Annotated in this window: 21 protein-coding genes and 2 tRNA genes; 12 read left to right on the top strand and 11 right to left on the bottom strand. The window is 68.5% G+C overall.

The window, feature by feature from the left end:
- Nucleotides 1–297 precede the first annotated feature (297 nt).
- The 5 genes from BM362_RS18165 to BM362_RS18145 all read left to right on the top strand — a co-directional run bounded on the left by BM362_RS18165 (nt 298) and on the right by BM362_RS18145 (nt 6,081).
- Complete coding sequence (locus BM362_RS18165) at nt 298–1,371, top strand: FecCD family ABC transporter permease (RefSeq protein ID WP_093574206.1); 1,074 nt, start codon at nt 298–300, stop codon at nt 1,369–1,371.
- Nucleotides 1,372–2,160, top strand: coding sequence for an ABC transporter ATP-binding protein (locus tag BM362_RS18160; RefSeq protein ID WP_067583170.1), 789 nt, complete (start codon nt 1,372–1,374; stop codon nt 2,158–2,160).
- A gap of 16 nt (nt 2,161–2,176) precedes the next feature.
- A complete protein-coding gene (locus BM362_RS18155) occupies nt 2,177–3,157 on the top strand; it encodes an ABC transporter substrate-binding protein (protein WP_244287217.1) in 981 nt (326 codons plus the stop codon).
- A 210-nt stretch (nt 3,158–3,367) separates the two neighbouring features.
- Nucleotides 3,368–5,032, top strand: a complete 1,665-nt coding sequence (gene cimA, locus BM362_RS18150; RefSeq protein WP_093573936.1) for a citramalate synthase — start codon at nt 3,368–3,370, stop codon at nt 5,030–5,032.
- A 278-nt stretch (nt 5,033–5,310) separates the two neighbouring features.
- Nucleotides 5,311–6,081: a fumarylacetoacetate hydrolase family protein gene (locus tag BM362_RS18145; protein WP_067583162.1), complete on the top strand. Its 771-nt coding sequence runs from the start codon at nt 5,311–5,313 to the stop codon at nt 6,079–6,081.
- A gap of 539 nt (nt 6,082–6,620) precedes the next feature.
- Here the strand turns inward: BM362_RS18145 and BM362_RS18140 are convergent.
- On the bottom strand, nt 6,621–7,859 hold the full coding sequence (locus BM362_RS18140) for an FAD-dependent oxidoreductase (protein WP_067583159.1): 1,239 nt from the start codon (nt 7,857–7,859) through the stop codon (nt 6,621–6,623).
- A 1,284-nt stretch (nt 7,860–9,143) separates the two neighbouring features.
- Here BM362_RS18140 and BM362_RS18135 point away from each other — a divergent pair.
- The 3 genes from BM362_RS18135 (at nt 9,144) to BM362_RS18125 (ending at nt 10,172) form a co-directional block, all read left to right on the top strand.
- Nucleotides 9,144–9,890, top strand: a complete 747-nt coding sequence (locus tag BM362_RS18135) for an HAD family hydrolase (protein ID WP_425285714.1) — start codon at nt 9,144–9,146, stop codon at nt 9,888–9,890.
- A gap of 49 nt (nt 9,891–9,939) precedes the next feature.
- Nucleotides 9,940–10,011: transfer RNA gene (locus BM362_RS18130), tRNA-Gln, on the top strand.
- 88 nt (nt 10,012–10,099) lie between these two features.
- A tRNA-Glu gene (locus tag BM362_RS18125) sits at nt 10,100–10,172 on the top strand.
- A 105-nt stretch (nt 10,173–10,277) separates the two neighbouring features.
- Here BM362_RS18125 and BM362_RS18120 read toward each other — a convergent pair.
- Nucleotides 10,278–11,333, bottom strand: a complete 1,056-nt coding sequence (locus tag BM362_RS18120) for an FAD-dependent monooxygenase (RefSeq protein WP_093573934.1) — start codon at nt 11,331–11,333, stop codon at nt 10,278–10,280.
- A gap of 85 nt (nt 11,334–11,418) precedes the next feature.
- On the opposite strand from BM362_RS18120, the gene BM362_RS18115 reads away from it, so the two are divergent.
- Nucleotides 11,419–11,907 (top strand): TetR family transcriptional regulator, encoded by a 489-nt coding sequence (locus BM362_RS18115; RefSeq protein WP_093573933.1) that lies wholly within the window; start codon nt 11,419–11,421, stop codon nt 11,905–11,907.
- Here BM362_RS18115 and BM362_RS18110 read toward each other — a convergent pair.
- The 6 genes from BM362_RS18110 to BM362_RS18085 form a co-directional block, all read right to left on the bottom strand.
- On the bottom strand, nt 11,904–12,404 hold the full coding sequence (locus tag BM362_RS18110) for a MarR family winged helix-turn-helix transcriptional regulator (RefSeq protein ID WP_067583148.1): 501 nt from the start codon (nt 12,402–12,404) through the stop codon (nt 11,904–11,906). The genes BM362_RS18115 and BM362_RS18110 overlap by 4 nt on opposite strands.
- A gap of 156 nt (nt 12,405–12,560) precedes the next feature.
- Nucleotides 12,561–13,469, bottom strand: coding sequence for a glycine betaine ABC transporter substrate-binding protein (locus BM362_RS18105; RefSeq protein WP_093573931.1), 909 nt, complete (start codon nt 13,467–13,469; stop codon nt 12,561–12,563).
- A gap of 33 nt (nt 13,470–13,502) precedes the next feature.
- The gene (locus tag BM362_RS18100; protein ID WP_093573930.1) at nt 13,503–14,387 is read right to left on the bottom strand and encodes an ABC transporter permease; all 885 of its coding nucleotides are present in this window, start codon (nt 14,385–14,387) and stop codon (nt 13,503–13,505) included.
- Nucleotides 14,380–15,606 carry a quaternary amine ABC transporter ATP-binding protein gene (locus BM362_RS18095; RefSeq protein WP_093573929.1) on the bottom strand — a complete coding sequence of 409 codons (1,227 nt, stop codon included), beginning with the start codon at nt 15,604–15,606 and terminating at the stop codon, nt 14,380–14,382. Before BM362_RS18095 ends, BM362_RS18100 begins: the two co-directional genes overlap by 8 nt.
- A 762-nt stretch (nt 15,607–16,368) precedes the next feature.
- Nucleotides 16,369–16,989: an HU family DNA-binding protein gene (locus tag BM362_RS18090; protein WP_093573928.1), complete on the bottom strand. Its 621-nt coding sequence runs from the start codon at nt 16,987–16,989 to the stop codon at nt 16,369–16,371.
- 783 nt (nt 16,990–17,772) lie between these two features.
- Complete coding sequence (locus tag BM362_RS18085) at nt 17,773–18,474, bottom strand: IclR family transcriptional regulator (RefSeq protein WP_009074079.1); 702 nt, start codon at nt 18,472–18,474, stop codon at nt 17,773–17,775.
- 145 nt (nt 18,475–18,619) lie between these two features.
- On the opposite strand from BM362_RS18085, the gene leuC reads away from it, so the two are divergent.
- From leuC to BM362_RS18070, 3 genes are all read left to right on the top strand, one after another.
- The gene (leuC, locus tag BM362_RS18080; protein ID WP_093573927.1) at nt 18,620–20,044 is read left to right on the top strand and encodes a 3-isopropylmalate dehydratase large subunit; all 1,425 of its coding nucleotides are present in this window, start codon (nt 18,620–18,622) and stop codon (nt 20,042–20,044) included.
- A gap of 23 nt (nt 20,045–20,067) precedes the next feature.
- Nucleotides 20,068–20,670, top strand: a complete 603-nt coding sequence (gene leuD, locus BM362_RS18075; protein WP_067583138.1) for a 3-isopropylmalate dehydratase small subunit — start codon at nt 20,068–20,070, stop codon at nt 20,668–20,670.
- A 241-nt stretch (nt 20,671–20,911) separates the two neighbouring features.
- Nucleotides 20,912–21,553: an HU family DNA-binding protein gene (locus BM362_RS18070; RefSeq protein ID WP_067583135.1), complete on the top strand. Its 642-nt coding sequence runs from the start codon at nt 20,912–20,914 to the stop codon at nt 21,551–21,553.
- Nucleotides 21,554–22,310: 757 nt separating this feature from the next.
- Here the strand turns inward: BM362_RS18070 and BM362_RS18065 are convergent.
- The 3 genes from BM362_RS18065 to cofC are packed head-to-tail and all read right to left on the bottom strand — an operon-like array spanning nt 22,311 to nt 26,330.
- Complete coding sequence (locus tag BM362_RS18065) at nt 22,311–23,258, bottom strand: NUDIX hydrolase (RefSeq protein ID WP_067583133.1); 948 nt, start codon at nt 23,256–23,258, stop codon at nt 22,311–22,313.
- Complete coding sequence (locus tag BM362_RS18060) at nt 23,255–25,642, bottom strand: RNA degradosome polyphosphate kinase (RefSeq protein ID WP_198545375.1); 2,388 nt, start codon at nt 25,640–25,642, stop codon at nt 23,255–23,257. Before BM362_RS18060 ends, BM362_RS18065 begins: the two co-directional genes overlap by 4 nt.
- A gap of 55 nt (nt 25,643–25,697) precedes the next feature.
- Nucleotides 25,698–26,330, bottom strand: a complete 633-nt coding sequence (cofC, locus tag BM362_RS18055) for a 2-phospho-L-lactate guanylyltransferase (protein ID WP_093573926.1) — start codon at nt 26,328–26,330, stop codon at nt 25,698–25,700.
- Nucleotides 26,331–26,426 lie beyond the last annotated feature (96 nt).

The following is a 26,426-nucleotide window of genomic DNA, read 5'->3' as shown; positions in this document are numbered from 1 at the left end:
TTGGGTGAGGGGCAGGTCTCGCCGCGGTTCGGCGAGCCCGAGAGCCAGCAGGTTGTGTCGCCACGCGTCGGCGAACCCCAGAGCCAGCGGGTTGTGTCGCCGCGGACTGGCGAATCTCTGAGGCAGCGGGTTACGTCGCCGTTGAACGGCGATTCCGTGAGTGAGCGGGTTGTGTTGCCGCGGTTCGGCGAGCCCGAGAGCCAGCAGGCTGTGTTGCCGCGGACTGGCGAATCTCTGAGTGAGCGGACTGCGTCGCCGCGCATCGGCGAGTCCCCGAGGCAGCAGGCTGCGTCGCCGTTGAGTGGCGAACCCCAGGTCGGGACCGTCGCCGTTCAGCGGCGACGGCCGTTGACACCGGTGCTGCTCGGGCTTGGGGTGGCTTTGCTCGGGTCGATCGTCATCGCGGTCGGGATCGGGACGGTGGCGGTGCCGGTCACTCACACGTGGGCCTTTCTCCGCGCTGGGTTGTTCGGCGGGACGATCAGTCCGGATGAGATCGGGGAGTACCGGATCATTTGGGACCTCCGGCTTCCTCGCGTTCTGCTCGCGGTGGTCGTCGGTGCTGGGTTGTCGACAGTCGGCGTCGCGATTCAAGCGATGGTGCGCAACGCGCTCGCCGAGCCGTACGTGCTGGGAATTTCTTCTGGCGCGTCCGTCGGCGCGACAGCGGTGACGTTGTTCGGCGTCTTCGCGTCGCTCGGGATCTACGCGTTGTCGGCCGGTGCGTTCGTGGCCGCGCTCGCCGCGACTTTGATCGTTTATCTCGTCGCCCGAACGCGGCAAGGGCTTACACCGCTGCGTCTGGTGCTCACCGGAACAACGTTGTCCTATGGGTTCTTCGCGATCACCACGGTGATCGTCTTCCAAGCGCCGAACGGAGAGGCCGCGCGGTCGGCGCTGTTTTGGCTTCTCGGCAGTCTCGCCGGCGCGAACTGGGGCACGCTGCCAATCGCCGCGATCGTGGTGGTCGGCGGCGTTTTGTTGTTGCTGGCGCTGTCCGGCCGGCTCAACGCGCTCGCCATGGGCGACGAAGCGGCGACCACTCTCGGCGTCGACGTCGGGAAACTGCGGGTCCTCCTGTTCATCGTTTGCGCTGCCATGACGGGTGTTCTGGTCGCGGTGAGCGGGGCGATCGGATTTGTCGGGCTGGTCCTTCCGCATCTGGTACGGCTGGTCGTCGGTGCCGACCATCGCCGGGTGCTTGCCGTGGCACCGCTTGCCGGCGCGGTTTTCCTGGTGTGGGTGGACGTCGCGGCGCGGGTGCTCGCCGCACCCGAGGAGTTGCCGATCGGGGTGCTGACCGCGGCGGTCGGGGTACCGGCCTTCCTGCTCTTGATGCGTCGTCGCGCATATGTGTTCGGAGGTGCGTGAATGGACCTCTCGCTCAACGGTGTCAGCGTGACCGCGGCCGGTCGCAAGCTGGTCGACGACGTGACCCTCGAAGCTCGGCAAGGCCAGTTCGTCGGACTGCTCGGCCCGAACGGCAGTGGAAAGTCGACGACCTTGCGCGCCGTGTACCAAGTGCTCAAGCCGTCAGCCGGGGCTGTTCTGGTCGACGGCCGGCCGGTGGACGGCATGGCACCGCGGAAGCGGGCGCGCGCGATCGCCGCGGTTGCGCAGGAATCGCACGCGGAGTTCGACTTCACCGTCGCCGAAGTGGTGGCGATGGGTCGGATGCCGCATCACGGCCTGCTCGACCGCATGAGCGCAGCCGACCACCAGTTGTGCGCCGACGCGCTGGCTCAAGTGGGCCTGGCGCACCTGGCCGAGCGAGGCGTGCTCACCTTGTCCGGCGGCGAACGGCAACGTGTGCTGATCGCGCGCGCACTCGCGCAGCAGCCCCGGATCCTCGTGCTCGACGAGCCGACCAACCATCTCGACGTCCGGCACCAGCTCGAAGTCCTCGCACTCGCTCGCACCAGCGGACCGACAGTGCTGGCCGCGCTTCACGACTTGAACCTGGCCGCCGCCGTCTGCGACATGGTGCACGTGCTCGACCACGGCCGCCTCGTCGCGAGCGGAACCCCGGCTGAGGTGCTCACGCCTGCGCTGCTCGCCGACGTGTTCGGGGTGCGCGGGCATGTGGTGCGACACCCCGCCACGGGCCGCCCGCAGTTGTTGTTCGACCTGCTCGAGTCCCAGGAGGACAGTCATGCGTAGGACAGTCGCGTTGATCGTGACGGTCGCCCTCGTCGCCACCGGATGCGGCGCTCAAGTGCCGGAAGGGGAGGGCGGAGCTGCCCCGGCCGGGTTTCCCGTAACGGTGACCAACTGCGGTTCGTCATTGACCGTGTCCAAACCTCCTTCCCGGGTCGTGACGAATGACATCGGCATCACCGAGCTGATGTTCGCGCTCGGCCTGGGCGACCGGATGGCCGGTTACGTGGTCGACAAAGGACAGTCCGGCGGCGTGGCCTCGTCGCCATGGAAAACCGATTTCGCCAAGGTGCCCAAGCTCGCGGAGAAGATCAACCGCGAGGTGGTGCAGGGCGCGGGAGCGGATCTCGTGTTCGCGGGCTGGAACTACGGCTTCTCCGAAGGAACCGGGTTCACCCCGGACTCCCTCGCGAAGCTGGGCATCTCCAGCTACTTGCTCACCGAGGCGTGCCGCAACGGCAATGGCAAGCAACGGGGCATTATGCGACCGCTCGACGCGCTGTACACAGATGTGCGCAATCTAGGGAAAATCTTTGGGATCAGTGATCGTGCAGAACGTTTGGTCGAAGAGTACCGCGCACGGGTCGCCGCTGTCACGAACGCGGTGCCGGCCGGACGGCCGAAACCCAAGGTGTTCCTCTACGACGACGGCCGTGACCAGCCATTCACCTCCGGACGCAATGCGGGTCCGGACGAAATCATCACCAAATCGGGTGGTGCCAACATCTTCGCGGACCTCAACGACAGCTGGACCAGTGTCAGCTGGGAAGCCGTGATCCAGCGCGCCCCGGACGTCATCCTCATCAACGACTACGGCGGCGAGGTCGGCAGCGTGGCCGACAAGGAGAACTTCCTTCGTTCGCGTCCTGGCCTGCGCGACATCCCGGCAGTGAAGAAAGGACGCTTCTTCGCGCTGCCGTATGCGGCTTTGGTGGAGGGGCCTCGAAATGCGGCAGCGGTCGAGGAATTCGGCCGCTACCTGGCGAGTCTGCCCGGCTGACGGCTCTCAGAAGGTGGGATGCTTCGCCCGGCGCTTGGAAGCCGGGCGAAGCTGTGGCATGATGGCCGACATGACCGCCATCTCCGTCATTATTGCCTTGCGCGCCGGATAGACGCTCCACAAGAGCTACCGGCGCGCAACCTCTCGCACCCATGCGGGAGGTTTTTTTGTTGCCTGGACCAGGTTCTGCCCCGCCACAAGGAGAACACCGTGACCTGCACGGAACCCGCCGGCACGCCGCTCGGCGATGCCTTCCACCTCTATGACACCACTTTGCGCGACGGTGCTCAGCGCGAAGGAATCACCTATTCCGTCACGGACAAGCTGGCCGTCGCGCGGCTGTTGGACGAGCTGGGTGTCGGGTTCATCGAGGGCGGCTGGCCGGGTGCGTTGCCGAAGGACACGGAGTTCTTTTCCCGCGCGGCACAGGGAGAATTGCCGCTCAAGCACGCTGCGCTCGTCGCATTCGGATCCACGCGCAAGGCGGGAACTTCGGCTGACAAGGATCCGCAGGTCCGCGCGCTTGTGGACTCGGCGGCCCCGGTCGTGACCTTGGTGGCCAAATCGGACCTTCGGCACATCGAGCGGGCGCTGCGGGTCGACGTCGACGAGGCATGCGCGATGGTGCGCGACACGGTCGCGTTTCTCGTCGGCGAAGGGCGTCGCGTTTTCCTTGACGCAGAACACTTTTTCGACGGCTATGCCTTCTCTCCCGAAACCTCGCTGCGGGTGCTCGACGCGGCGGCGCACGCTGGTGCGGACGTTCTCGTGCTGTGCGACACCAACGGTGGGCAGTTGCCGCTAGGACTTGCCGAAACCGTAGGCGAGATCAAGGAAAAGACCGGATTCCGGCTCGGAATCCATTGCCAGGACGACACTTCCTGTGCCGTGGCGAATTCTGTCGCCGCGGTACAGGCCGGCGCGACGCACGTGCAGTGCACCGCGAACGGCTACGGGGAACGGGCAGGCAACGCTGACCTGTTCGCCGTAGCGGGAAACCTCGTGACCAAGCTCGGAATGGAGGTCCTCCCGACCGGAGGAGCCGCCGAGCTCACTCGCGTCTCCCATGCTTTGGCCGAAATCGCCAACCTCGCACCCGACACCCACCAGGCTTACGTCGGGTCGTCCGCTTTCGCTCACAAGGCGGGGCTGCACGCGAGTGCGATCAAGGTGGATCCGTTGTTGTACAACCACATCGATCCGTCTTCCGTCGGCAACGGCATGCGAGTACTGGTCACTGAGATGGCCGGCAGGGCCAGTCTCGAGCTCAAGGGACGTGAACTCGGGGTCGACCTTGCCGGCCGGCCCGACGCACTCACGAACGCGGTGCGGAAGGTGAAAGAACTCGAATCGGAAGGCTGGTCGTTCGAGGCGGCCGACGCGTCGCTGGGGCTGTTGCTGCGCCGCGAGGTCGAGGAGGTTTCCGGCGAAAAGTCGGATCCGCCGCCGTTCGAGCTGGAGTCGTACCGGGTGGTGCTGGACCACCGCCCGGACGGCGAAGTCGTTTCCGAGGCGACGGTGAAGGTGCACGTCGCGGGCGAGCGAGTCATCGCGACCGCCGAAGGGAACGGCCCGGTGCACGCCCTCGACGCGGCGCTGCGCCAGGCGTTGACGCCGTATCTGTCCTGGTTGGACAGCATGGAGCTGGCTGATTACAAGGTACGGATTCTGCCGTCGAATCCAGGTACGGACGCCGTCACGCGGGTCCTTCTCGAAACTAGTGACGGCGAACACGAATGGACGACGGTGGGCGTGCACGGCAACATCGTCGAGGCGAGCTGGCTGGCGTTGTGCGACGCGTTGGTCCACAAGAGCCTGGCGGTCGCGTCGGTACAGTCGGTGCCCGAGCTGGGGGTGGTTGCTGTGGGCGGGTGATTCCGGCTTTCCGGGCGTGCGGCGTTGGGCTTTCGCGTCCGGCCTTCGTGTGGTGGGTATTACGGCTCACAATCGCGGTCGCCGTCGGCGGTTCGCGCTGGTGCTGCGACTGGGTGCTCGTGTGGTGGTTTCTTGCGGGTGCGAAGGGTCCGTTCGCGCCAGTTGTGGCACGGCCGGTCAGCTGGTGCGAGGGGTCCATTCGTGCGGAATAGAGCGAGGGGGACTGTCGTGCGCGCGCGGGGTGCGCGACAGTCGGTGGGGGTACGTAGACTGGTGGCGTGCGTCTAGCTCGTATTGCTCATCCCAGTGGTGTCGCGTTCGCTTCGATCGAGGGGAACGGCGACGATGCCGAGGTCCTGGAGATCGCGGAACATCCGTTCGGCCAGCCGAACTTCACCGGCAAGCGCTGGCCGCTGGCCGACGTCCGGCTGCTCGCGCCGATCCTGCCGTCGAAGGTGATCGCGGTCGGCCGGAACTACGCGAAGCACGCGGCGGAGTTCGGCAACGAGGTGCCGTCCGCGCCGATGCTGTTCATCAAGCCGTCGACGACGGTGGTCGGGCCGAACGCTCCGATCCGCCGCCCGTCGGACGTCGGGCGCGTCGACTTCGAGGGCGAACTCGCGGTCGTCATCGGACAGCCGGTCAAGAACGTGCCCGCGGCCCGCGCGGCCAGTGCGATCCTCGGCTACACGGTCGCGAACGACGTGAGCGCGCGCGACCTGCAGAAGTCCGACGGACAGTGGGGCCGGGCGAAGGGGTTCGACACGTTCTGCCCGCTTGGTCCGTGGATCGACACGTCGATCGACCCGTCCGACCTGGCGCTCCGCAGCGAGGTCGACGGCGAGCTCAAGCAGGACGGCCGGACTTCGGACCTTGTGCACAAGGTGCCCGAACTGGTCGAGTTCGTGTCGCGGGTGATGACGCTCCTTCCCGGTGACGTGATCCTCACCGGCACGCCGGAGGGAGTCGGACCGATCGTCAACGGGCAGTCGGTGTCCATCACGATCGACGGCATCGGGACTCTGACGAACCCGGTTCAGGACCTCTGAGCTGGCTGTCGCCGTTTTGTGGCGACAGCGGCTTGGCAGGGTCGGTTCGGGCGTTGCCGTTTAGTGGCGAATCCCTGGTCGGGGCTGTTTTCTGGCCGCCGGGGTGATGCTGCGGAGGCTTGGGCTGTAGCCGCTCGGGGGCGACCGGGTGGCTAGTGCCGAGGTTGGTGGCAGCCGTTGCCGTTGCCGTTGAACGGCGAGAGGTGATCGTTGCCCGGGTGGGGGCGGCGGGCTCTGTTGCCGTTGAGTGGCGAATGGTGGCTGGCGCTTCGTTTGGTGAGTGGTCGGCGTTGTTGCCTCGGAGCGGCGAACGACGATCGGTGCTTGAGTCAGCTAGGAGTCGGCGCTGTTGCCGGTTGGTGGCGAGAGCGCAGCTGATGGTCAGGTGGCGAGTCGGTGGCGCTGTTGCCGCTGGGTGGCGAAAACGCGTCGCCGTTGTCTGGCCTCGGCCCACCGGCGGGTGATTGCCGGTGGGCGGGTGCGTTGGCGCAGGCGCGAGGTGCTCGGCGTTGCCGTTTGGTGGCGAATCCGGTGGCGGCTTAGCGACTGGCCGGTTCTGCTGGGCGGCGGGCGAAGGCCGGAGCAGATTCCCGCCGGATGCCTACGCCGATGAGGTATGCCGGAACTCGAGAGAGTTTCGGGAAACGCTTGAGCAGGGCGATCAATTCCGGCGGGGGACCGTCGGCTCGGCCGGTCATTACAGGGCCCATCACGCGGCGGTGGAGAAGGCGTTGCAGCCCTTGGACGGCGACGGTCGGCAGGAGGCGACGGCGGCGGACGGCGGTGAGGTCCTTCTCGGTCGGGTTGCCTCGGAGGAGCGGCTCGGCCAGTAGCCTCGCGGCGGCGACGGCGTCTTGCACCGCCAGGTTGATTCCGACGCCGCCGACCGGGGACATCGCGTGGGCGGCGTCTCCTATGCACAGCAGGCCGTCGACGTGCCAGCGGTGCAGGCGGTTGAGGCGGACGTTGAGGAACTTGACGTCGTCCATGGACTTCAGTTCGTGTACTCGGTCGGCGAATTCCGGGCAGACCTCGGCGACGTCGCGGCGGAAGCTGTCGATGCCGGCTTCTTTCAGGTCTTTGCCCTTCGTCGCGAGGTAGGCGATCTGGTAGTAGCCCTTGCGCGGCAACGGCACTGCGAAGCGGTGGTTGCGCATCCTCGGTGTGAGCGTGGCCTGCTGTTCTTCGGCCTTCCGGGAGAGGCGGAACCACCAGGCGTCGAACGGGGTGTAGTACTCGCGCGGGGTGAGGCCGGCTGAGCGGCGGGCCAGGGACCAGCGGCCGTCGGCGGCGATGACCAGGTTGGCTTCGAGTTCGCCTTCGGTGCCGTCGGCGGTGCGGTAGCGGACTCCGGTGACTCGGCGGCCCGAACGGAGCAAGCCGGTCATTTCGGTTTCGAGCCGCAGGGTGAAGGTCGGCTCTTTTTGCGCTGTCTCGGCGAGCAGGTCCAGGAAATCCCATTGGGGGACCATCGCTACGTAGGGGCGGGGGACGTTCAGCAGCGACATGTCGGCGAGGGTCAGCGTGTCGCCGTCGGGGGTGGGGATTCCGACCGTGCTCACCTTGGTGTGCGGCAGCGCTTCGAATTTCTCGCCCAGGCCCAGTTCGTCCAGGAGCCTGAGGGTGGACGGGTGGACGGTGTCGCCGCGGAAATCGCGGAGGAAGTCTGCGTGCTTCTCCAGCACGGTTACCTCTACGCCTGCTCGGGCCAGGAGCAGTCCCGTCACCATGCCTGCCGGTCCGCCGCCGACGATGACGCAGCCCGTGTGCTCGGTCATTTTCTCCAGCTCCCCTTTTATTCATCATCTGTTGAATAAGGTGAGGATGCACCGTGGGCGGAGGGTGCGTCAAGTCGGCCGATGGGGTGGGTTTGCGGCCCTGGACTGGGTGCGTGTTTGGGGGAGCGGCAGTCGAGGTCGGAGTTGGCGGAGTCTTCGGGAGGGGCTTTGCGGGGTGCGGTGGGCGGCCTGTCAAGGGGTGGCGGGGAGTGGCTGTGGCATTGAGGTCTGGGGTGGTTGGGGCGGTTTCGGCTTGGCGAGAGAAGCGGGAACGGGGGACGGCGGGGGCAGGGGAGAACGGGGAAAGGGCGGGCGAGGTCGGGGAAAGGAGAGCGAGGGAGGGCAACGGGGACAGGGAGGCGGGCCGAGGAGAGGGCGAGCAGAGAAGGAGAGGGCGGGGCAGAGAGGACGGGGCAGCGAGGACGGACGGGGAAGGGGCGGACGAGAGAAGGGGGCCAATGCGAGGTGAGGCGGGGGAACCGGAGATGGAGGCGGGAAGCCGGAGCGCGGAACAAGGAGCGGAGAGCGGGAAAGGGGTGCTTCAGGGGTGATAGGCAGCGAAGGCGGGACCGCGAGCATGTTTGCCCACTGCGGATCGTGGTGAGGATCGGCGGGTGTGGTGCTTTCGGAAGAGACGGGAAGGGATGGGAAGAGAAGGGAAGAGACGGGAAGTTCCACTGGCTGGTGCCGACAGCCGAGTTGATGTAGTCCGCGGGAGACCAGAATGTGGGGGAGTTTGCGTAACGGCACGTAGTGCACGCAGGTGGATCTCCGGCGGGATGAGGGGACGTCGCCATCTGGTCGGAAAGGGTGGGGCGGCGGTATTTCCGGAAAGGATTTCGGGTGGTTGGTTCGGTCGTGGAACTTATGAGTGATTGTTGGTGCTTTGAGGACGGCCGGGGCTGCGGGGGGGCATCGACTCTGTGGTGGGGAAAGGGTTGTGGCTAAAAGGTTTCTCGGCGGGGACACGGGGTGGCGGCGGTGCGGGCCGCGGTGGGGGTCGTTGGGAATTGGCTGGGTTTCGGGGGAGTGTGGAGTAAGCGGGTTTCACCCGCTCGGCCCTCCGGGGCGGTGGTGAACGTCACCGGGTGGGTACTTTGCGCACCGGGGGTAGAGCCGGTCAGCGGCAACGGCTCTGGGGTAATCACCTTTTTGGCCGCGTTGCGAACGCGGCGAGTGCCCTAGCCTCACGGGGTGGATTTCGCCCCGGCCGCTCTGTCGCGTGCTCGTCCTGCCCCGCCGGCCGCTGCCGGTCGCGAACCGTGGGCGCCTCCTGAGTTGAGTCTGGTTTGCCTCGACATCGATGACACGTTGATCGACTGCACCGCCGCGATCCGGCGCACGCTGCACGCGCTCACCGGGCGCGACGACCTTTGGCCGTTGTGGGATTTGATCACCGAGGAGCACGTCGCGCTCGTTGTCGCCGGGAAACTCGGTTACGACGTCATGCATCACCGGCGTACTGAATGTTTCCTCGCCGAGTTGGGGATCTTCGGCGACTCCGCGCAAGTGAGCGCGTTCGAGGCGCGCCGGCGGGAGATTCTGGCGCGGTCCTGGCGGTTGTTCGACGACGTTCTTCCTTGCCTGGAATGGCTGCGTGCCGCGGGGCTTCGGCTGGCCGCGGTGACGAACGCCTCAGGGGTCCATCAGCGGCGGAAAATCGCGGAACTCGGGCTCGCGCCGTTTTTCGATCATGTCGCGATCGCGGGCGAGGTCGGGGTCGCGAAACCCGATCCGGTCATGTTCGGTTCGGTGTGCCTGGCGCTGGACTGCCCGCCGGAGCGCACGGTGCATGTCGGGGACAAGCTCGACACCGACGCGATCGGCGCGTTCGACGCCGGGCTCGGCGCGATCTGGCTCGACCGCGACGGGACCAGCCGCACCGGCGAGCGGGCTCCGGAGGGGGTGCACACCGTGGCCGGGCTCGACGAGCTTCCTGAGCTGCTCGTTTCGGAGTACACGACGGTCGGCGTGCCTGCCCCGCGGGCGGCGGGGACCCCCGCTGCGACGGTCCGCGGCGGGATGTTCTAGTATTTCTTCTCGTGCGGCACTGACCTGGGCAACCGGGAAAGTACCTCACTGGGGTATGGTGTAATTGGCAGCACGACTGGTTCTGGTCCAGTTAGTCTAGGTTCGAGTCCTGGTACCCCAGCTGCGGAGAGGACCCCCTCTCGGAAGTGCGAAATCGCTTCTGGTAAGTTCTCTCGCAAGAAAAGCCCCGGAAACGGGGAAGTTCCTAAGCCCCCGTCGTCTAGCGGCCTAGGACGCCGGCCTCTCACGCCGGTAGCGTGGGTTCGAATCCCATCGGGGGTACAGCAAGCCCGGTTGATCATCACAGATCAACCGGGCTTTGGTGTATTTGCCGGGAAACCCGAAGTGCCGTGCGGTAAACCGGCGGCGGTGAGCGCAAAGCCGAGATCAATCCCGCGCGCCGCCGAACATCGCTGCCGCCGAACGGCCATTCGCCTGGTTTTCGGTCACGTACGGCCGGAGTTCGGCCTCGTACTCGGCGAACGCCTCCGGGTAAGCGGCGTCCGTCAGGTGCCGGGCCAGCGAACGGGCGCCGAGCAGGGCCTGCGAGGTGCCCATGCCCGCCGTGGGCGCGGCGCAGTACCCGGCGTCTCCCACCAGGGCGATCCGGCCAGTCGACCAGCGGTCCAGCTGTACCTGCGTGCTTGAGCTGAAGTAGAAATCCGAAGCCTCCGACATCGCCTCCAGCAGGCGAGGCGTGTGCCAAGCGTCACCGGCGAAGGCGGCGCGTGTCGCTGCTTCCTGGTCGGCGCGGGGGAGACGGTCCAGGGCTCCCGAAGTCGTTCCGAAGGACAGGCTCACGGTGAGACGGTCTGGGTCCGCTGAGCTGAACAGGTAGACCGCGGTGCCGTCGGCGGCGCGGAGGAGACCGCTGTGGTCCAGGTCCAGGAAGTTCGGCATGGTGAAGCCCGCGCCGGAGAGGCCCAGGTGCTGCAACACATCTGAGTGCGGGGCGAAGGCCAGCTGGCGGACCTTCGAGTACACGCCGTCCGCGCCGAAGACCAGGTCGTAGGTCTCCGTGGAACCATCGGTCAGTTCGGCGGTTACGGCGGCCTCAGTTTGCGTCAGCGACGTGATCGAGGTGTCGAAGCGGTACTCGACATGATCGGCAGTCAGGTCGTACAGCAGCTCGTTCAGGACGTGCTTCGGCACCTCCAGCTCGCCCGCGAAAGCTTCAGCGGGAAGCAGGTCTACCTGGACGCCGTCGCGGTCGACGATGGCGGTGCCGGTCATCTTCGTGTCGTGACGGCGGACGTCGTCGAGGATGCCCAGCTCAGACAGGACATCGAAAGCGGCGCCGCGGAAATCCACGGCGTAACCGGTGTGCCGGAGGGCGGGGGCGCGTTCGACGATCGTCACGCGGTGGCCGGAGCGGGTGAGGAGTTCGGCGAGGGTGGTGCCGGCCACGCCGGCACCGGAGATCAGGACGTTCGAGGAGGTCATGGGAGAGACCGTAGCCGAGGTTTGTCCATTTGGTCAAACCATCTGGATAAACCATCTGGACAAGAGATCGGCTAGGCTGTGCGCCATGGGTAATCGCGAGGATCTGCTGGCCGGGGCGAAGCGCTGCCTGATCGAGCGGGGCTGGGGCAACACGACGGTGCGCGACATCGCGGCCGCGGCGGGGGTCAGTCACGCGGCGATCGGCTACCACTTCGGGTCGCGGGACGCGTTGCTGACGCAGGCGCTGGTCGCGGCGGTCGACGAACTGGGCGGTCAGGTCGCGGATTCGTCGTTCGACCTGTCCGAGCAGGGGCTGAAACGGCTGATCGGCAGCTTCGGCGAGCACCGGGCGCTGTGGGTCGCGCAGCTTGAAGCGCTCGTGCGGGCCGAGCGGTCACCGGACGTGCGCAGGCATCTCGTGCGGGGGCTGCGGGAGGCGCGGGCCGGGGTCGGCGGGGCGGTGCAGAGCGCGTTGGTGATCGGGCTCATGGTGCAGTGGCTGCTCGACCCGGAGGAGGCCCCGTCGGCGGAAGAAGTGACCGCCGGGATGCGCGCGGTGGCGGCGGAGATCTAGACCCAGACGGCGTCGGCCGGGCTTCCGGCAGGCGGTTCGCCGCCGGCTTCGGCGAACGCGGTCAGCGCGCCGACCAGGCCGCGGCGGGCCGATTCGGGCATTTTCTCCACGATGGCGGCGATTTCGCGACGTCGCCGCTGAGTGACGACGCGGACGATCCGGTCGCCTTCCCGGGTGAGTTCGATGACGACCTCGCGCCGGGACGACGGATTGCCCAGCCGGGCGACCAGCGCGACGGCGACCAGGCGGTCGATCATCCGGCTCGCGGTGGACGGCGTGACGCCGAGATGGTCGGCGAGCGCGGCCTGTTTCAGCGGGCCGCGGGAATGCAGCACCACCAGCAGCCGGAATTGCGGCACCGTGACGAGGTCGCCCACGGAGGCGATGGACCGCGCGGACATCGCGACGAGCAGCCGGGAAGCGGTGAGCACGGCTTCGGTGACCGCGTCGACGTCGTCGGGTACGTCGGTGCGGGCAGAGATCGGCGCGCGAGACATGTGTCCAGTGTGCCGCATCGTGCGGTGGATTCCGCTCGATAACGGTGCTGGGCAACGAATCAAGGGGAATCGGGCCACCCCGACTGCCCCGCCGGGGGAAAAAGAAACGACCCCGCCCTCCCGGCGAACGGGAGGCGGGGTCGTTCCGCTGCTTGCTCAGAGACCGGCGAAAGCCTGGTCCACGAACTGCTTGTGCTGATCCGCCCACTGCTTGGCGGCGGCTTTTTCCTGGCCCTTCGGGGCCTTCTGGATCGCGTCCTCGAGCGAACCGAGGTCCTCGTCGGACATCTTCAGCTTCTTGGCCGCGCCGGCGAGCGCCGGGAAGTCCTTCTCGAAGCCCTTGCGGCCCAGCGCGTGGATCTGCTCGCCCTTGCCCATCGCGCCCTTCGGGTCCTGCAGATCCTTGAGCTGGTAGCGCGAGTACGCCCAGTGCGGGTGCCACAGCGTCACGACGATCGGCTTCTTCGCCTTGATCGAGCTGTCGAGCGCGGCCAGCATCGCGGTGGTCGACGAGTTCTGCAGGGTCATCGCGCCGTCGAGGCCGTACTGCGGGATCGCGTCCTTCTGCACGATGCCCGTCTCGCCCGCGCTCGCCTCGATGCCGGTGATCTTGCCGCCGAACATGCTCGCCTTGTCCTTGAGGTCGGCGATGCTGTTGACGTCGCTCACGTAGTCCGGCACGGCGAGGTTGAGCGTCGCTTTGTCGTACCAGACGCCGAGGTCTTCGAGCTGGTTGTGGTACTGGTCCCAGTACTGCTTGTGCGTCGCGGGCAGCCACGAGTCGAGGAACAGGTCGACGTCGCCCTTCGCGAGGCCCGCGTAGATCGGGCCGACGTCGAGCATCTGCGTCTTGACCTGGTAGCCCTTGTCCTCCAGCACCGCCTGGTACAGGTTGGTGAGGGCGACGTCCTCGTCCCAGTTGATGTAGCCGATCGTGACGCTCTTGGCTTCCTGGCTGTTGCCCGACTGGGACTCCCGGCCGCCGCACGCCGCGGTGAGGCCGACCAGGGCCGTCACGGCGGCGCCCATGGCGATGATCCGGCCGAAGCGTTTCGATGTGCGCACTCGTTCGTCCTTTCTCGTTGCGGTGGAGGGGGATCAGGCCGCGTCGGCCCGGCGGAGGGCGCGGCCCACCGCCGAGCGCGCCCCGAGCGAGGAGGTGAGCCGGTCGAGGTAGATGGCGAGCACCACGACACTGATTCCGGCGTTGAATCCGAGGTCCAGCTTGAGGCTCGTGACCGCGGCGTAGACCTCGGCGCCGAGTCCCGGCGCGCCGACCATGCCGGAGATCACGACCATCGACAGCGACAGCATGATGATCTGGTTGATCCCGGCCATGATCGAGGGCATCGCGAGCGGGATCTGGATCTCCCGCAGGATCCGCCGCGGCGGCGAGCCGAACGCCTCGCCCGCCTCGACCATTTCCGGGTCGACCTGGCGGATGCCGAGTTCGGTCAGCCGCACGCCCGGCGGCAGCGAGAACACGACGGTCGCCACCACTCCCGGCACCGCGCCGATCGAGAAGAAGAAGATGACCGGGATCAGGTACACGAACGCGGGCAGCGTCTGCATGAAGTCGAGGACCGGCTTCACGATCCGGCTCACCGTTTCGTTGCGCGCGGCCGCGATCCCGACCGGCACCGCGATCGCCACCGCGACCACGCCGGAAATCAGCACCTGCGACAGCGTCTGCATCGCGGAGGGGAATTCGCGCAGGCTGTCGATGAGCGCGAACCCGATCGCCGAGCCGAGGCCGAACTTCCAGCCGCGCAGCCACCAGCCGAGTGCCGCGAAAAGCACGAGCAGCACCGGCCACGGCGCCCAGGTCAGCGCTGAGGAAAGCCCGGTGATCGCACCGTTGACGACGGTTTCGACGAAGTCGAAGAACGGGCCGATGTTGCCCTGCAGCCAGTCGATGATCGCCTTGAACCAGGTGCCGACGGGAATCTGCGGCAGATCGCCGACGAGGACGTTGTCAGACACGGGCGCTCACCTCCTGTGCGTCGTTTTCTCCTGTGCTCAGCGCGTTCAGCAGCGCCTCGCGGGTCACCGCGCCGAGCAGCGCGCCCTCGGCGTCGACCACCGCGAGCGGCGCGGGCGCGGAAGCGGCGTGGCCGAACAGCTCGGCCATCTGGGTTTCCGGGCTGGTGCGCGCGGCGGAACGGTCGACGATTCCGGCGATCGTTTCCGTGCCGCGGTCGGCGGCCTCGCGCACCGTGCGGCGGTCGACCGCGCCGGCGAACTTGCCGTCTTCGGTCACCAGCACGCCGGAGAGTTCGTTCCGGCGCATCGTTTCCAGCGCTTCGGCGACGGTCGTGGCCGGGGTGAACGAGATTTCCGCGGGCGCCATCACGGCGGACGCGGCGAGGACCCGGCTGCGGTCGACGTCGCGCACGAACTTCGCGACGTATTCGTCGGCCGGTTCGGTGAGCATCTCCTGCGCGGTCGCGACCTGCACGATCCGGCCGTCGCGCATCATCGCGATCCGGTCGCCGAGGCGCATCGCCTCGTTGAGGTCGTGGGTGATGAACACGATCGTTTTGCCCAGCTGCCGCTGCAGCATCAGGAGCTGGTCCTGCATCTCCTTGCGGATCAACGGGTCCAGCGCGCTGAACGCCTCGTCCATCAGCAGGATCTCGGTGTCCGCGGCCAGCGCGCGGGCGAGGCCGACGCGCTGGCGCATCCCGCCGGAAAGCTGACCGGGCAACCGGTCCTCCCATCCGGTGAGCCCGACCATCTCCAGCGCTTCGGCGGTGCGTTTGCGCTGCCGCTCGCGCGGAGCGTTCTGCACGCTCAGCCCGTAGGCGACGTTCTCCGCGACCGTGCGGTGCGGGAAGAGCGCGAAGTGCTGGAACACCATGCTCATCCGCCGCTGGCGCAGCTCGCGAACTTCCGCCGCGGACTTGTCGGTCAGGTCGATGTCGTCCACCAGCACCTGCCCGGAGGTGGCCGGGAGCAATCCGTTCAGCGTGCGCAGCAGGGTCGACTTGCCCGAACCGGACAGTCCCATCACCACGAAAATCTCACCGCGCTCCACGGTGAAGGAGGCGTCGATCACCGCCGCGGTCACGCCGGGCAGCTCCAATTCGGCGCGGTCGGCTCCGTTCTCCAGCTTGCCGACCGCTTCTTCCGCCCGCCGGCCGAACACTTTGTACAGCTTCTCCACACGAACTATCGGCACAGTCGTCTCATGTTCTCGCATTCGGGGTCCTTGCCGGGCGACATGATTGCATAGACCAACACTGATCGGAGCCGATCGCGCGACCGGTTCACCGGCGACAGCCGGTTTTCGTGGCCCGGCACCCACTTTCGCCGGCACGGTGCGCGCGCTCGCGAGACACCGGTGCGGCAGCGGGGAAAGCCGGTGTGCGCTGGCGAAACCAGTCCGGATTCGCCGGTTCGCCCGACTGGATTACCGGTGGCGACAGTGCGTGGTTGTCACGTTCGCATAACAACCCGAAAGTCTGTTGTGGACCCTGCGTGGCCTGGGTGATCGCGGACACCTGCCGGCCACTCATGGTGCCGGGCCGGACACAGCAAGGAAACCCCGGAGCCTGCTTCGCGCGGGTGTTCGCAGTTGCCTGGGGGAACAGATGATCGACTGGAGACGGCTGCTAGATGGCCGGTGTGATCGGGAAAACGCTGCGGTGTTTCCTCGATTTCCTTCGCGCTGCGCGGGTGTGGTCCGGCGGGGACAATGCCGCCGTCGAGGCCCGGCGGCCGTGCTGGCTGCCCCTTCGCGGTCGGCGAGATCCGGGCGGGCAAGCGTGCCAACGGATCTTGGCGGCGGTCGGCCGGACGCTCCGCTGCCGCTTCGGAATCGGCGCGGGGGTCTTCCCCGGCGCGCTGGTTGCCCCGAATGCCGGGCAGCGCATGCGGCGCGGGAAAAAAGGGCAGAGATGCGGCAAGCCCCGCCCGGGGAGAAGCCGGGCGGGGCTTGCCGTCAGATTCCGGAGAACCGGAGTTACTTCTTCTTCGCGGCCGAGGTGCGCTTGGCCGGAGCCTTCTTCGCGGTCGCCGTGGTCTTCTTGGCGGCCGGCTTGGCGGCGGCCTTCGCCCGCGTGGTGGTGGCCTTCGGAGCCGCCTTGGCCGCGGTGGCCTTGGTGGCGGTCGCCTTGGCGCGGGTGGTGGCCTTCGCGGCGGTGGCCTTGGCGGGAGCCTTGGCCGCGGCGGCGCGGGTGCGGGTGGCGGCCGGCTTGGCGGCGGTGGCCTTGGCGCGAGTGGTGGTCGTCGCCGTGGCGCGGGTGGCGGTCGCCTTCGCGGTGCTGGCGGTCGCACGCTTCACGGCAGTCGCCTTCGGCAGCTTCTTGGAGCCGGAGATGACGTCCTTGAACGTGGTGCCCGCGCGGAACGCCGGAACGTTCGTCTTCTTCACCCGCACGGCTTCGCCGGTGCGCGGGTTGCGCGCGGTGCGGGCGGCACGAGCGCGCTTTTCGAAGACACCGAAGCCGGTGATGGTGACCTTTTCGCCCTTGTGGACGGTGCGGATGATGATGTCGACGAGACCGTCGACGGCTTCCGCGGCTGCCTTCTTGTCGCCGATGCGCTCCGACAGAGCTTCGATCAGCTGGGCCTTGTTGGCCATTCCAGTTCCTCCAACCAGAACTTGTTTTATACGGCCATACAGGCCGAACGCAGTCATTATCACCCATAGACTTCGCAAGTCCAATCGGGACCTGCCTTTTTCGTTGCCGTGTCGGGTAACCGGACGGCGGGCGAGCGGCCCGGAGCGCCGGATTCTTTCACTGGCCGGAAGACCCGCGAGAGTGCTTGCGGCACCGGCAAAGTCGCATGTAGACACCCGCTGTCCTGCGGTTTTGCCATTTCTTGAGGTTCCGTGGCCGGGTGGCGGGCGGCCGCTCGGACGACCCCTGCGGCGGCCGGACGGTCTACTGAGGACGATCGAAAACCACGCGAAAAAGACTGTCCCGCACGGGCGTGGCGGAGCGGGGGCCGGGCGGCAACGACGTTCCCGGGGCGCGTCGGCGGCGAGGAGGTCCGCCGGGCGGGCTTGCGTCCGGTGCGTTCGATCGGGCCGCTGTCGCGGCGACGGCTGTGCCGGAGGAATCGCGCGCCGGGTGAAGGCCTTCGCCCGGCTTCGCGTTCGACGGCGCTTTGGGCTCAGTCGCGGGGTGCGTTGAGCGGAGTGGGTTCGCGGTATGCCCCGTCGGCGGGGATCGTTTGTGCGAACGGCCGCCTTCCCCGGTGCGGTGAAGCGGCAGTGGGGACGGGCGCTTTGGGGCCAGCCGCCGCGTGCGTCGAGGCGATTGCGTTCGCGTCAGGTGAGCGGCGCGATGCGAAAAAAGGCCGCCTCCCGCCGGGGCGGCGGAGAGGCGGCTGGGGGTTGGCGCGTGGTGGGAGGCGGGCGTCAGAGGCGTTCCTGGAGCGCGTCGGCGGCGGCGAGGAGATCCGCCGCCCACCGGGCGCCGGGCTTGCGCCCTATGCGTTCGATCGGGCCGGAGACCGATACCGCGGCGACGACCGTGCCGGAGGAATCGCGCACCGGGGCGGAAACGCTCGCGACGCCGGGCTCGCGTTCGGCGACGCTTTGCGCCCAGCCGCGGCGGCGCACTTCGAGCAGGGTGCGTTCGCCGTAGACCGCGTCGGCGAGGATCGTCCGCTGCGTGTGCGGATCCGACCACGCGGCAAGGACCTTCGCGCCCGAGCCCGCCGTCATCGGCAGGCGCGAACCGATCGGAACCGTGTCGCGCAAACCGCTCGGCGGTTCCGCGGTCGAAACGCACACGCGCTGCACACCGTCGCGCCGGTAAAGCTGAACGCTTTCGCCGGTGATGTCCCGAAGCTTCGGCAGCACCGAACTCGCCGCGTCGAGCAACGGGTCGGTCGAGCCGCCCGCGAGTTCGGCGAGCGCGGTGCCCGGCCGCCAGCGCCCGTCCGGCCCTCGCCGCAACAGGCGATGCACTTCGAGCCCGACCGCGAGCCGGTGCGCGGTCGCGCGAGGAAGCCCGGTGCGCGTGCAGAGTTCCGCCAGCCCGCACGGGTCCTCGGCGACGGCCTGCAGCACGGCCACGGCTTTGTCCAGTACTCCGATACCGCTATGCTGTCCCACGACGCGATACTATCTTCCCGAACTGTGGGAAGTCCAGAATCTGGGAAAAACGAAACCCGGGGCCGCGGACAGCCGCGGCTGCCCCCTCCTCACCGGCACCGTCCGGGTTCCGTGCTCCCGGCCGATCCCGTGGAAGGAGCCGGAGATGACCAGCCCCACCGGCAAGGCTCGTACGCTGGCGGAGAAGGTGTGGGACAGCCACCTCGTGCGCCGAGGCGAAGGCGCCGAACCGGATCTGCTCTACATCGACCTCCACCTGGTGCACGAAGTGACCAGCCCGCAGGCGTTCGACGGACTGCGGCTGGCCGGGCGGCAGGTGCGCCGCCCCGACCTCACCATCGCCACCGAGGACCACAACGTCCCCACGGTGGACATCGACCTCCCGATCGCGGATCCGGTGTCCCGTACCCAGGTCGACACGCTTCGCCGCAACTGCAAGGAGTTCGGCGTCCGGCTGCACCCGATGGGCGATGCCGAACAGGGCATCGTGCACGTGATCGGGCCGCAGCTCGGGCTGACTCAGCCGGGCACCACCGTGGTGTGCGGCGACAGTCACACCTCGACGCACGGCGCGTTCGGCGCGATGGCGTTCGGCATCGGCACTTCCGAGGTCGAGCACGTGCTCGCCACCCAGACGCTGCCGCTGCGGCCGTTCAAGACGATGGCGATCAACGTCGACGGCACGCTCCAGCCGGGTGTCACCGCGAAGGACGTGATCCTCGCGGTGATCGCCAAAATCGGCACCGGCGGCGGGCAGGGCTACGTCCTGGAGTACCGCGGCAAGGCCATCGAAGAGCTGTCGATGGAAGCCCGGATGACCATCTGCAACATGTCGATCGAGGCGGGCGCGCGGGCCGGCATGATCGCGCCGGACGAAACGACCTTCGCCTACCTCAAGGGCCGTCCGCACGCGCCGAAGGGCCAGGACTGGGACGCCGCGGTGGCGAACTGGCGCGAACTGCGCACCGACGAGGGAGCGGAATTCGACGCCGAAGTCCACCTCGACGCGGACCAGCTGACTCCGTTCGTGACGTGGGGCACCAACCCCGGGCAGGGCCTGCCGCTGGGCGATTCGGTGCCGGACCCGGCCGCGATCCCCGACGAGAACGCGCGCTTCGCCGCCGAGAAGGCCCTGTCCTATATGGATCTGCGGCCGGGCACCCCGCTGCGCGAGATCGCGGTGGACACCGTGTTCCTCGGCTCCTGCACCAACGGCCGGATCGAGGACCTGCGCGCCGCGGCCGAGGTGCTGCGCGGGCGCAAGGTGGCCGATTCGGTCCGGATGCTCGTGGTGCCCGGTTCGATGCGGGTGCGCAAGACCGCCGAAGAGGAAGGACTGGACCGGATCTTCGCCGAGGCGGGAGCCGAATGGCGGCAGGCCGGTTGCTCCATGTGTCTCGGGATGAACCCGGACCAGCTCGCCCCCGGCGAGCGCAGCGCGTCCACCTCCAACCGCAACTTCGAGGGACGGCAGGGCAAGGGCGGGCGCACGCACCTCGTCTCGCCGCTCGTGGCCGCCGCCACCGCCGTGCGCGGGACGCTGTCCTCGCCCGCCGACCTGCCCGCCTGACCGCCCCGAGAGGAGCTCCCACCATGGAACCGTTCACCCAGCACACCGGGATCGGGGTCCCGCTGCGCAGGTCCAACGTGGACACTGACCAGATCATCCCGGCCGTCTACCTCAAGCGCGTGACCCGCACCGGATTCGAGGACGGGCTGTTCGCCGCCTGGCGCGGCCAGGAGGACTTCATCCTCAATCAGGAACCGTTCAGCAGCGGCTCGGTGCTCGTCGCCGGGCCCGACTTCGGCACCGGCTCGTCGCGCGAGCACGCCGTGTGGGCGTTGCTGGACTACGGCTTCCGGGTCGTCATCTCGTCCCGCTTCGCCGACATCTTCCGCGGCAACTCCGGCAAGGGCGGCCTCGTCGCCGCGCAGTGCGAGCAGTCGGATGTCGAACTGCTCTGGAAGCTGCTGGAGAACGAGCCCGGCACCGAGGTGTCAGTGGACCTCGAAGCCAAGACCGTGCGGGCCAAGGACTTCACCGCGCCCTTCCAGATCGACGACTACGTCCGCTGGCGGCTGCTCGAAGGACTCGACGACATCGCGCTGACTCTGCGCCACGCGGGGGACATCGGCTCGTTCGAGTCCCAGCGCCCTTCGTGGAAGCCCGCGACGCTTCCCGCCGCGACCTCCTGACCCGCACCGCCGGGGCCGGATTCCCTGCTCAGAAAGGGAATCCGGCCCTGGCGGGCCCCGTCTTCGCCCACGCCAAACGGCACCTCCCGAACCCGGAAACGGGTCCTTCGGGAGGGCGGAACCGTTCCCGCCGCAAGGGAAATTTCGCGTGCCGTTTGGAATTTGTGCTGTGTTGGTAATACCGTGTGCGTTAGTCGGCCGACCTGGCCGTGGACGAAGAGTTCTTCTTGGAGGGACTGGAATGGCCAACAAGGCCCAGCTGATCGAGGCGCTGTCGGAGCGTCTGGGCGACAAAAAGGTTGCTTCGGAGGCCGTCGACGGTCTCGTCGACATCATCATCCGGACGGTCAACAAGGGCGAAAAGGTGAACATCACCGGCTTCGGGGTGTTCGAGAAGCGCGCTCGTGCCGCCCGCACCGCGCGCAACCCGCGCACCGGCGAAGCCGTGCGGGTGAAGAAGACGAACGTTCCGGCGTTCCGCGCGGGCACCACGTTCAAGGACGTGATTTCCGGTTCGAAGAAGCTGCCGAAGGCCACGGCGGCGAAGCGGGCCACCGGCACCACCGCGCGCGCCACGACCACCCGCGCCGCCTCGACGACCGCCACGCGCAGCACCCGTGCCACGGCGGCGAAGCCCGCTGCCACGCGCACTCGCGCCACCGCGGCCAAGGCTCCCGCCAAGGCCGCCGCGGCCAAGACGACGACGCGCGCGACGGCCGCGAAGTCGACCACCACCCGCGCCAAGGCGGCCCCGAAGGCCACCACCACGCGGGCGAAGGCCGCCGCCAAGCCTGCCGCCAAGACCGCTGCGGCAGCGAAGAAGACCACGGCCGCGGCCAAGAAGGCCCCGGCGAAGCGCACCTCGGCGGCCAAGAAGAAGTAGCCCCGGTATTCGTTGCTTCGCGGCAGGGCCCCGACCTCACCCGAGGTCGGGGCCCTGCCGCGTTTCCTGAGCTTGATCGGCTGAACGGGCGGAGCGAGTGCGGTGGGCAGGGGTTGGCTGGCGGGGGGAGCGGTGCGGTGTTGCGGGGGCTGGGGTTTCGGCTGGCGGTGAGCAGGGGCGGGGTCGTGGTGCTGGCACGGTGGGTTGTGGGTGGCTGAGGGGCGCGCCCGGATTAGCGGACGGGCTGCGGCGGAGGGCGGCGCTGCGGGGGCGATTGCGGCGTCGACCTGCCGAGCGGCAGCAGGCGAGCGGGTTTCGAGGCTGGGCGAGCGGTGGAGCGGCCGGCCCCGTTGCGGTCGCAGGGTTTCCGGGCGAGGCGAGGCAGCGGGGCAGGCGAGCCTCTCCGGAGGTTGCTGGCCGGATGGCGCCGGGGCCGTGGGAAGGCGGCGTTTCCCGAGGTCGGCGGGCTGTTCGGGCTCCGGAAAGAACCCGCCGGATTGCTGATAAGACAACAGATTCGCGGCAGTCCGGGAAGGCAGTCGGATTCCCGGCCGCACCGTCCGGGAGGGCTAATCCGACGCTCGGAGATAAATCCCCGCCGCGGGTAATTAAACCCCGCGCGGCTGTCTCGGACGTCGGTTATGCCGGGAGCGGGGATAAGCGCTGAGCAATACCGGTCTCTATAGAATCCGCGGCCCGCCGAATGGAGACGAGAAGGGCCCGGCGCGCCGAAGCGACGCCAGGACCGGGCAAAAGATCAGCCTGCCGTAGGCACCGGAGCGGGCAGCGGGCTCGGGTAGTAATCCGCTCCCGCCAGAACCGGTCCGTCGTCGCCGGGGCAGAACGACAGGACCCACAGCGAGCCCTTCTTGCTCGGCACCACCCCGTCGCGGGCGGCGGGCAGTTCCAGGCCGTCCCGGTCCGCCAGCGCGCTCACCAGGTCCGGGATCACCCCGCCCTGGCTGCTGATCAGCGGGGTGCCCCCGTCGGCCGCGATCGCCAGCAGGCGGCGGATTCCGAGCAGCGGGTCGGGCCAGTAGCCCTCCTCCGACAGCAACGGCTCGTGCCGCACCTCGACGCCGAGTGCGTCCGCGACGCCGCCGACGGTCTGCACGCACCGCAGCCGCGGCGCGGAGAACACCCGGTCGGGGCCGAAGAGCGGCAGCAGGTCTCGCAGTGCGGCCGCCTGGCGTTGACCGGCCTCCGACAGCGGGCGGAGGTCGTCGTCGCCGGTCCAGTCCTCGCGTTTGCCCGCCTTGGCGTGCCGCACCAGCAACACCGTCGTCGGCGCGGGCGGGAGGGCGCAGAACTCGCGCAGCACCCGGACATCCGCCGGCCGGGTGAGCAGCTGCTCGGCCGCGATCGGGTCCAGCCAGCGCAGTTCGTCGACCTCTTCGTTGGGCGCAAAGGCTCCTGAAACGGCTTCGCCGCTGAAGTAGTCGACGCTCTTGCGCAGCAGCCGCCCGTTGTTCTTCGCGGGCACCTCGTACCTCGTCTGCGCGACATAGCGACCCAGCACCGCGCGGAAACCGGTCTCCTCGGCGATCTCGCGCACCGCGGTGGCCGCGATCGTCTCGCCGGGATCGACCTTTCCCTTCGGCAGCGACCAATCGTCGTAGCGGGGCCGGTGCACGAGGGCGACCTCGATCCCCGCCCCGGCACGGCGCCAGAGCACCGCGCCGGCGGCCCGGACGTCCGCGCTCATCCGACGGCCCCGTGCAGCTTCGCGAGTTCGAGCTGGTGGTCGCGCACCTGCGAACCGGCGGCCGGGAACGGCTGCCATTCGCCCGAGGAACTGAGCACCCAGCAGCGCGTGTGCGGGTCGAGCGCCGAATCGAACACCTCGTCCAGCTGCCGCGTCAGCCGCGGGTCCTTGACCCGCACCAGCGCCTCGATCCGGCGGTCCAGGTTGCGGTGCATCATGTCCGCACTGCCGATCCAGTGCGTCCCGCCCGCCCGGAAGTTGAACACCCGCGAATGCTCCAGGAACCGGCCGAGGATCGAGCGGACGCGGATGTTCTCGCTCAACCCTTCGACGCCCGGCTTCAGCGAGCAGATCCCGCGCACCACCACGTCGACCGGAACGCCTGCCTGCGAAGCGTGGTACAGCGCGTCGATCACCTGCTCGTCCACGAGCGAGTTGCACTTGATCCGGATGCCCGCGTCGAGCCCGGCGCGGGCGAGTTCGATCTCCTCGCCGATCGCGCGCACGATGCCGCGGCGGATGCCGTGCGGCGACGTGAGGATCGTGCGGTAGGTGTCCTGGCGCGAGTAGCCGGTGAGGACGTTGAACAGGTCGGTGATGTCCGCGCCGATGCTCGGGTCCGCGGTGAGCAGGCCGAGGTCTTCGTACAGCCGCGCGGTCTTCGGGTTGTAGTTGCCGGTGCCGATGTGGCAGTAGCGGCGGATGGTCGAGCCCTCCTGCCGCACCACCATCGACACCTTGCAGTGCGTTTTGAGGCCCACCAAGCCGTACACGACGTGCACGCCCGCGCGCTCCAGCGTGCGCGCCCAGGTGATGTTGGCCTGCTCGTCGAACCGCGCCTTGATCTCCACCAGCGCCACGACCTGCTTGCCCGCCTCGGCGGCGTCGATCAGCGCGTCCACGATCGGCGAATCACCCGACGTCCGGTACAGCGTCTGCTTGATCGCCAGCACCTTCGAGTCGGCCGCGGCCTGTTCGATGAACCGCTGCACGCTCGTGGAGAACGAGTCGTACGGGTGGTGCACCAGGACGTCGCCCTCGCGCAGCGTCGCGAACACGCTCTTGGGCGTCTCGCGTTCGCCGAACGCCGGATGCGTGGCGGGCACGAACGGCCGGTCCTTCAACTCCTTGCGGTCCACCGCCGACAGCTGGAACAGGCAGGTGAGGTCGAGCAGCCCGGGCACCTCGACGACGTCCTCGGGGTCGACTTCCAGCTCGCGCAGCAGCAGTTCGAGCATGTGCTCGCTCATGTCCTGCGCGACCTCCAGCCGCACCGGCGGGCCGAACCGGCGCTGCGCCAGCTCGCGTTCCAATGCCTGCAGCAGGTCCTCGTCGCGGTCTTCCTCGACCTCGAAGTCGGCGTTGCGGGTGACGCGGAAGACGTGGTGCTCGGTCACCTCCATGCCGGTGAACAGATCGCTCAGGTGCGCGGAGATCAGCTCCTCGAGCGGCAGGAAGGTCGCGGACCGGTTGCCGCGTTCGGTTTCCACGCGCATCAGCCGCGGCACGTTGCTCGGCACCTTCACGCGGGCGAACCGTTCGAGCCCGCCCTGCGGATCCCGCACCGTCACCGCGAGGTTCAGCGACAGCCCCGAGATGTACGGGAACGGATGCGCCGGGTCGACCGCGAGCGGCGTGAGCACCGGGAAGATCTGCTCGGAGAAGTAGCTCGACAGCCGCAGCTGGTCGGCCCCGGACAGGTCGGCCCAGTCGACGATCCGGATGTCCTGCTCGGCCAGCTGCGGGCGCAGGTGCTCCTTGAACGCGGCGGTGTGCCGCTCGACCAGGTCCTGGTTGCGCTTGGCGATGTAGTCCAGCTGCTCGCGCGGGGTGAGCCCGTCCGCGCTGCGCACCGAGAGGCCGGTGCCGTCGCGCCGTTTCAGCCCGGCGACCCGGACCATGTAGAACTCGTCCAAATTGGACGCGAAAATGGCGAGGAACTTGGCCCGTTCGAGCAGCGGCTGCGATTCGTCCTCGGCCAGCGCGAGCACACGGGCGTTGAAGTCGAGCCAGGACAGCTCGCGGTTGAAATAACGGTCGTCGGGAAGCGACTCGACAGCGGTGGGCGCGGACGTGACGGCGGGCGGGGCCGAGGGAACGGAGCGGAATTCCTCGCCGCTCTCGGTCGTGGTCCGGCGCGGCCGCGCGGCGGCCTTGGCGGCAGCGGGCGGTGCGGCGGTTTTGCGCTTGGCCGGTTTGGCGTTGTCTTCGGCCGGAGCCGCCTTGGGTTTCGCCCGACGGGCCGCCGCGGCGTCGGCGTTCCGGCGCGAGGCCGCCTTCCCGCCCGCGGTGCGCGGGGCCGGGGACGAGGGGGATGCGCTGCTGCCGCTCTTCACGCGCCGCCGGGCCGGAGTGCTGCCGTCGTCTGTGCTCACACTGCCCATTGTTCACTACGAAGCCGCGGTTTGCGCAGGCCGCGATGAAGGTCGAGTGAACACGTCAGCGCGATTGCGCCCGTTCGGCCGGGAGCAATGCCGCGGTGCGCTTGCCGAGACCGAGCTGCGCGGCGTGGCGCAGATCATCTTCGGTGTCGACGTCGCCGCGCAGCGACGGCAATGCCTGGGTGAGCGGAATCGCCCCGGACGTCCGATGCAGTTCCGCGGAGCCGGTGCCGAAGTGCGGGTCGAGCGGTTTCCCCGGCGCGGACAGCAACAGCGTGGTCCCGGTGCCCTGCCGGTCGAACACCGCCGCGCGGCGGCCCGCGGCTTCGGTCAGCGCCTGCTCCAGATCCACCGCGCGCAACGCCGGAAGATCCGCTTGGAGCGCGCCGACTACGCCCTCCGGCGCGTCCGCGCGCAGCAGCTCCGCACCGTGGCGCAACGCTTCGTTGAGCCCGCCGCCCGCCGGCTCGGCGACCAGCTCGACGCCGAGACCGGCCAATTCGGACAGCGCGGCCGGATCGGAGGTGACGACGAGCACGCGCCGGACCCTGGCGACCGACGTGACCGCGGCCAGCGTGTCGCAGGCCAGCGCCAGCACCAGCTCGGCGTGCCGGTGCGCGGCGACCGCGCCGCGCAGCCGGGACTTGCCCGCGCCCGGCGGTTTCAGCGGCATGACCAGGTCTGCGTCCACCTGTCCATCTTTACCCGAAACCGCTCGCGCGCGTGCGTGAGCGCACCCTCCCTGGACTGCGCGAACCGGCGCGCGGCAGGATCACCCGGAGCAGAG

Source organism: Amycolatopsis rubida, assembly GCF_900115345.1.
GTDB classification, from domain to species: Bacteria; Actinomycetota; Actinomycetes; order Mycobacteriales; family Pseudonocardiaceae; genus Amycolatopsis; species Amycolatopsis rubida.
This window is presented reverse-complemented; position numbering and strand designations above follow the sequence as displayed.